Raw genomic sequence first — 6,897 nt, forward strand, 5'->3', positions numbered from 1 at the left:
TTTTGGCTTTAGTTACTTAACGCATCAATTGATGATATGATTCGCTCAGCAGCTTTTTCACTTCCCAGTATCTCGATGATTGTCATAAGATCTGGCCCGGAACCTTCTCCTGTAAGTACCAAACGCAACGTCTGCATAAACTGTCCGGGCTTGTAGCCGGCTGTTTCCAAAGTTTCCCAAAATAGGGTTTTGGCAGAATCAGCAGTAATGCTTCCCTGTGTTTTCAGTTTATCAGCAAAGAGTGATAGTGCTCTTGGGGCGTCATCATCCCATTTTTTGCTAACAACCTTTTCATCAAAAGATTGAGGTTTTTGAAAAATGATCAATCCATTTTCCACGAACTCATGTGGGTAGGTGACCCGTCCTTTGAGGAGGTCGATAATTTGAATGGCGGTTTCCGAAGGGCAATCAATTCCATGTATTTCCTTAAGGGATTTCACCAAATCCGCTGCAAATAGATTGGAGTCTGTGGCTTTGATATATTCTTGATTGAACCACTTTGCTTTTTCAAAATCAAACTTAGTTCCAGCTTTATTTATTCGTTCTGCCGAAAAGGCTTTTTCCAGCCCATTCAAGGAAAAAATTTCTTGTTCTGTGCCGGGATTCCACCCCAGAAAGGCCAGGAAATTGATGAGCGCCTGGGGAAGAAATCCTGTTTCCTTAAAGCCGATCGAAGTTTCTCCACTCTCCGGATCTTGCCAGTTTAATGGAAAAATGGGGAAGCCGGCTTTATCCGCAGCTCGTTTGCTCAATTTCCCATTTCCATCAGGTTTTAGAATAAGAGGAAGGTGGGCAAACTGAGGCATCTCATCTTTCCATCCCAGAAATCGGTAGAGAAGCACGTGAAGTGGTGCAGAGGGGAGCCACTCCTCACCCCTGATCACATGTGTGATTTTCATCAGGTGATCATCCACGATATTGGCCAGGTGGTAGGTAGGCATGCCATCGGATTTCATCAGCACTTTATCATCCAAAACTTCTGTGTGCACCATTACCCATCCGCGCACCATATCATTTAGACGAACCTCCTCTTTTTTGGGAATTTTGATTCGGATTACGTAAGGGTCACCATTTGCAATTCGCCGCTGAACTTCCTCCTCCGATAGGGTCAGGGAGTTTTTCATCGTGGTTCGGGTAATGGTGTCATATTGTGGATTTACCACCCGACTTTCCTTCAATCTTTCCCGCATTGCTTCCAATTCTTCAGGCGTATCAAAAGCATAATAGGCATTCCCCTCAGCAATTAGCTTCTCTGCATACTGTCGATAAATTTCTTTTCTTTCAGATTGCCTGTATGGGCCGTAATCTCCACCCTGATCCGGACCTTCGTCAGGGGTGATACCACACCAGTCTAGTGTTTTTTTGATGTAATCTTCTGCCCCCTCGACGAACCTTGCCTGATCGGTATCTTCAATTCGGAGGATGAATGTCCCGTTGTTTTTCCTGGCAAACAGGTAATTGAACAATGCTGTGCGAACCCCACCGATATGAAGACCCCCTGTTGGACTAGGGGCAAATCTTACTCTTACGTTTTCCATCTATGCGTTTTGATTGAGCCGCAAAAATAAGAAGCCAGTCACGGAATGTTTAAGGAAAGAAAAGTATTCTTAGAAAGAGGCGATGCAGGAGATTTCCACATTCACACCTTTTGGAAGCCCACTTACTTCCACGGTTTCCCGGGCAGGTGGATTTTCTAAAAAGTACTTTCCATATATGGCATTGATTCTTGCAAAATTATCCATGCTTGAAACGAAGATGGAGCATTTGTGTACGTTGGAAAAATTTAATCCGGCCTCTTCAAGGATGTATCCTATGTTTTTCATCACCTGCTCGGTTTCCTCTTCTATGGATCCTTCAACCAAGGCATCATTTTGTTGGTCTATCGGGATTTGACCTGAAACATAAAGTGTATTTCCTGATCTGACTGCCTGGGAATATGGCCCGATTGGAGCTGGAGCTTTTGGAGAGTTGATAATTTCTTTCATGTGTATTGTGTTTTACTTAATGGCACACATGGAATTCGCATGAGTACGATCATCCAGGGTTGGTGCTTTTTCAATCATGTGGCATCAATCAAAAAAGTTTGAACAAGTGATCAAAAAAGTTTGAACATTGCCTGTCCACTTTGACCAAAAAAGTTTGAACAAGTTATTATCCGTGTAATCTTAGAAGAATTGGGCAATACAACTTATTTCAACATTGACCCCTTTCGGTAAACCACTTACTTCTACAGTTTCACGCGCAGGAGGATTAACTGTAAAATACTTCCCATAAATCTCATTGATTCTCGCAAAATTCCCTATATCTGACACAAAAATGGAACACTTAAGAACATTCTCAAATGTTAAGCCGGCTTCTTCAAGGATATACCCAATATTCTTCATAACCTGATCTGTTTCTTCTTCAATTGAACCCTCTTTCAAATTTCCAGTCGATTGGTCAATGGGGATTTGTCCGGAAACATATAAAGTGTTACCTGAGTTAACCGCTTGTGAGTATGGACCAATTGGGGCAGGAGCTTTGTGTGAGTTGATGATTTTTTTCATTATTAGAATGATTCATTTGATTTGATAAACTTACAATGAAGTTGCGAAAACCAACTTAATAGTAATAAGATTATTCTATTGGTAGTTTTAGTGAAATCATGTAACTCTCTTCCATAATTCTGTAAAATTGATCAGTAGTTCTTCCATTTTTTGTTTTTCCAGTAACAACATCATCCTCAACGAAGACATTGAATTTTACTGGAGTCGATCGAGGATTTTGGAAAAACTCAATTCCATACCATCAAACCATAAACTTTAATAAAAATTTCGTAACTTTTTCATGAATACATATAACTAATTTTACGTTGGTGTAGCTAGAAATAGAAAATACTACGTGAAAAGATTTTTAGTCATATTCTTCAGTTTCCTTATCCTCTCTTCATCAGGGGGGTTGGTACTCGCCAAGCATTTTTGCGGTGGAGAACTGATAGAAGCTGGACTTTTCAAAGAACTTCATTCCTGTTGTGGTGGAGAGACGGAAAAGCCATCAGGTTGCTGTGACTTGGAACAAGAGATACTGCAGCACGATGAAAACACCCAAATATCTTTTCAATCGATAGACCCTCCTGAACAGGTATTACTTCAAACAATTGAAATTCCTACACTCGTTCAGGTATTCATTCAAGACAATTTTGTAGACCACTCCTATCTTATTCACCCGCTGACTGTTCCTGACAGACTCGCCAGGCATCAGTCTTTTCTACTTTAATAGTTACACACAATTAAGATGCATCACTGTTCTCCACTTAAGGAGGCCTTAGATTGCACTATTTTGTCTAGTTCTTCTAACTGTTAAAACATATTTCATTATGCTTAATAAACTGATCAGGTTCTTTTTAGAGAACAAGCTGGTTACAGCACTAATTGTGCTAATCTTTGTAGGATGGGGGGTGGCAACTGCACCATTTAACTGGAAGATGGAGAATTTTCCTCGCGACCCGGTACCTGTTGATGCCATCCCTGACATTGGGGAGAATCAGCAAATTGTTTTTACTACATGGATGGGAAGGTCTCCGCAAGATATAGAAGACCAGATTTCTTATCCGTTGACCACTGCGCTTCTGGGTGTGCCCGGAGTAAAAACTATAAGGAGTAATTCAATCTTCGGACTCTCTACAATTTATATCATTTTCGAAGATGATGTAGAATTTTACTGGAGTCGTACCCGAATATTGGAGAAATTGAATTCGCTTCCTGCAGGGACATTACCTCCTGAAGTTCAACCTGCTTTAGGTCCGGATGCTACGGCATTGGGACAAATCTACTGGTACACACTGGAAGGACGAAACCCTGAAACTGGTGAGCCGACAGGTGGTTGGGACCCTCAAGAACTGCGAACCATCCAGGATTTTTATGTAGGATATGCCCTCACCTCTGCTTCGGGGGTATCAGAAGTAGCAGCTATCGGAGGGTTTGTAAAAGAATATCAGGTAGATATTGATCCGGTAGCGATGAAAGAGTACAACGTAAACGTGGCTCAAATCATGCGTGCTGTAAAGGAAAGTAATCTGGATGTGGGTGCCCGCACTATTGAATACAACAAAGCTGAGTACTTAGTCAGAGGTTTGGGGTATATCAGAACCCTGGAAGACCTTGAGGAAGCAGTAATCACGCAGCATAACAATACACCCATTCGAATCAAGGATGTAGCTGTTGTCAATTTTGGTCCATCTACTCGAAGAGGTGGTCTTGATAAAGGAGGGGCAGAAGCTACTGGAGCAGTTGTCGTTTCACGGTATGGTGCCAATCCGCTTGAGGTAATAGAAAATGTAAAAGAAAAAATCAAAGAGATATCTCCGGGGCTGCCATCAAAGGTTCTTTCCGACGGTACTGTTTCAAAAGTGACCGTAGTTCCATTCTATGACCGTACCGGGTTGATTAAGGAAACCTTAGGTACACTGGAAGAGGCACTAACCCTGGAAATACTCATAAGCATCATTGTGGTAATCATTGTTGTTATGAACCTGAGAGCCTCTATTCTCATCTCCAGTTTACTCCCGATTGGAGTTTTAATGACATTTATAGTGATGAGATATGCTGGAGTAGATGCTAACATTGTTGCTCTTTCGGGGATCGCAATTGCCATTGGGGTAATGGTGGATGTTGGAGTTGTATTTACTGAAAATATCCTCCGACATCTGGATTTGCCAGAAAACAAAGGTATTTCGAGCAAGCAAAAACTAGAGGTTATCTATACGGCCACTGCAGAAGTAGCATCGGCGGTTATTACTGCCCTTACCACCACTGTGGTGAGTTTTCTTCCTGTTTTTGCCATGCAAGCAGCAGAAGGTAAACTTTTCAAGCCTCTGGCTTTCACCAAGACATTCGCAATGCTGGCTGCCCTGTTTGTAGGACTCGTTGTGATACCCGCTGCGGCGCACTGGTTGTTTTCCATAAAGGTCGGAAAGGAAAGGACAAAAAGGATATGGAATTCAGCCCTTATCGCACTAGGGTTACTCATTTTAATCTTCGCAGGAAATTGGCTCGGAATGGTCCTTATGGCTCTTGGAATCAACAATATTGTAGAGAAGTTCATCCCTGAAAAATGGACTTGGCTTACTGAATATCTCAATATTGCCATCATTATGCTGACAGTTGCGGCCTTTTTAACTCGTGAATGGCTGCCGCTTGGCGCACAAAATAGTCTATTTACAAATTTTCTGTTTGCTGGAGGAGCAATATTGCTCGTACTTGGTTCATTACTATTGCTGGTAAAATACTATACCCCTATTCTTAGGTGGTGCCTTGACAATAAGTGGAAATTTTTCATACTCCCAATCTTCGTCTTTTTATTCGGAATACTTACCTGGATTGGTTTTGAGGGTGCTTTTGGTGCCATAGGTAATTCTATTGAAAAAACAGGTTGGGAAATTCGACAAACTAGGTTTTGGCAGTCACTTAATAAAACCCTTCCTGGAATTGGAAAAGAGTTTATGCCTGCTTTGGACGAAGGCTCATACCTCTTAATGCCCACTACCATGTCCCATTCCGGTATTGAGGAAAACATAGATGTGATCCAAAAGGTAGACGGATATGTGGCCCAGATCCCTGAAGTCCAATCGGTTGTAGGTAAGTGGGGACGGGTGAACTCAGCTCTTGATCCGGCACCCATTTCCATGTTCGAGAATACCATTAATTATAAACCCGAGTACATGGTGGACGAAAATGGGCATAGGATGCAATTTAAAACCGATAAAGAAGGGAACTACTTGTTAAAAGATGGAAGTACCTATCACCCGGAGCGAGACGGTTTTAGAAAAATCGAGAAAGACGAACTGGTAATTGACAACAAAAAAGGTGAATATTTTAGGCAATGGCGTGATCATATCCGGTCTCCTGATGATATATGGGCAGAGATTGTGAAGGCTACCAATATACCAGGCATGACCTCTGCACCTAAGCTCCAGCCTATCCAGACCCGATTAGTTATGCTGTCCACAGGAATGCGGGCACCCATTGGTATTAAGGTGTTTGGTCCAGATCTGGAGACTATCGAAAGTGTAGGACTTCAACTGGAAAAAATACTACAGCAGGTACCCAGTATCGAGGCTTCATCAGTCTTTGCAGACAGAATTGTGGGCAAGCCCTATATGGAATTTGATGTAGATCGTAAGGCCATAGCGCGTTATGGGCTGACAATGAAAGACTTCCAGAACTATGTGGAAGTAGCCATAGGGGGAATAAAGCTGACCACTACTGTAGAAGGCAGAGAACGTTTTCCGGTTAGGGTAAGGTATGCACGTGAGTATCGAGACAATCCGGAGGATGTAAAAAAAGTATTGATCCCTACCCCTTCAGGAGCTCAAGTTCCATTGATAGAGTTGGCGGACATCACTTATCGAAGAGGCCCACAGGTGATCAAGAGTGAAGATACCTTCTTGAATGGTTATGTCATTTTTGATAAAAAAGCAGGCGAAGCAGAGGTAGATGTGGTTGAAGAAGCACAGCGCTTTATTCAGGCAAAAATGAACGCTGGTGAGTTTATGCTTCCAGCAGGTGTATCATATAAGTTTACTGGTAACTATGAAAATCAGATCAGGGCTACTAAGAGGCTAGCACTGGTTGTCCCGATATGTCTACTTGCCATTTTTCTTATTCTTTATTTCCAGTTTGGAGATGTCTCTACCACTATGATGGTTTTTTCAGGGGTTTTTGTGGCATTTTCAGGAGGCTTTCTTTTGATATGGCTGTTTGGACAAGGTTGGTTTCTAAACTTCTCCCTTGCTGACATAAACCTAAGAGATCTATTTCAGATAGGCACAGTAAACTTAAGTGTGGCTGTATGGGTAGGTTTTATTGCATTATTCGGTGTGGCCTCCGACAATGGCGTCATAATGGCAACCTATCTGAA

The 6,897-nt window shown here is 42.1% G+C and carries 5 protein-coding genes; 2 read left to right on the forward strand and 3 right to left on the reverse strand.

Annotated elements, in window-relative coordinates; translation table 11 throughout:
• Nucleotides 1-8: 8 nt before the first annotated feature.
• From gltX to RLN88_RS02800, 3 genes are all read right to left on the reverse strand, one after another.
• Nucleotides 9-1,538 (reverse strand): glutamate--tRNA ligase, encoded by a 1,530-nt coding sequence (gene gltX / locus RLN88_RS02790; protein WP_350219853.1) that lies wholly within the window; start codon nt 1,536-1,538, stop codon nt 9-11.
• 69 nt (nt 1,539-1,607) lie between these two features.
• Nucleotides 1,608-1,985, reverse strand: a complete 378-nt coding sequence (locus RLN88_RS02795) for a RidA family protein (protein WP_350219854.1) — start codon at nt 1,983-1,985, stop codon at nt 1,608-1,610.
• A gap of 180 nt (nt 1,986-2,165) precedes the next feature.
• Complete coding sequence (locus tag RLN88_RS02800; protein ID WP_350206259.1) at nt 2,166-2,549, reverse strand: RidA family protein; 384 nt, start codon at nt 2,547-2,549, stop codon at nt 2,166-2,168.
• A 331-nt stretch (nt 2,550-2,880) separates the two neighbouring features.
• Here RLN88_RS02800 and RLN88_RS02805 point away from each other — a divergent pair, with 331 nt between their 5' ends.
• The gene (locus tag RLN88_RS02805; protein ID WP_350206094.1) at nt 2,881-3,255 is read left to right on the forward strand and encodes an HYC_CC_PP family protein; all 375 of its coding nucleotides are present in this window, start codon (nt 2,881-2,883) and stop codon (nt 3,253-3,255) included.
• A 100-nt stretch (nt 3,256-3,355) separates the two neighbouring features.
• On the forward strand, nt 3,356-6,897 hold a 3,542-nt coding region (locus RLN88_RS02810), incomplete at its 3' end, for an efflux RND transporter permease subunit (protein ID WP_350219855.1).

Origin of the sequence: Ekhidna sp., from assembly GCF_040223195.1 — a bacterium.
Lineage (GTDB): Bacteria > Bacteroidota > Bacteroidia > Cytophagales > Cyclobacteriaceae > Ekhidna.

What these genes read in the sequence shown, in the direction of transcription:
- gltX (WP_350219853.1), bottom strand. Translation starts at nt 1,538, where the DNA reads ATGGAAAACGTAAGAGTAAGATTTGCCCCTAGTCCAACAGGGGGTCTT.
- RLN88_RS02795 (WP_350219854.1), bottom strand. Translation starts at nt 1,985, where the DNA reads ATGAAAGAAATTATCAACTCTCCAAAAGCTCCAGCTCCAATCGGGCCA.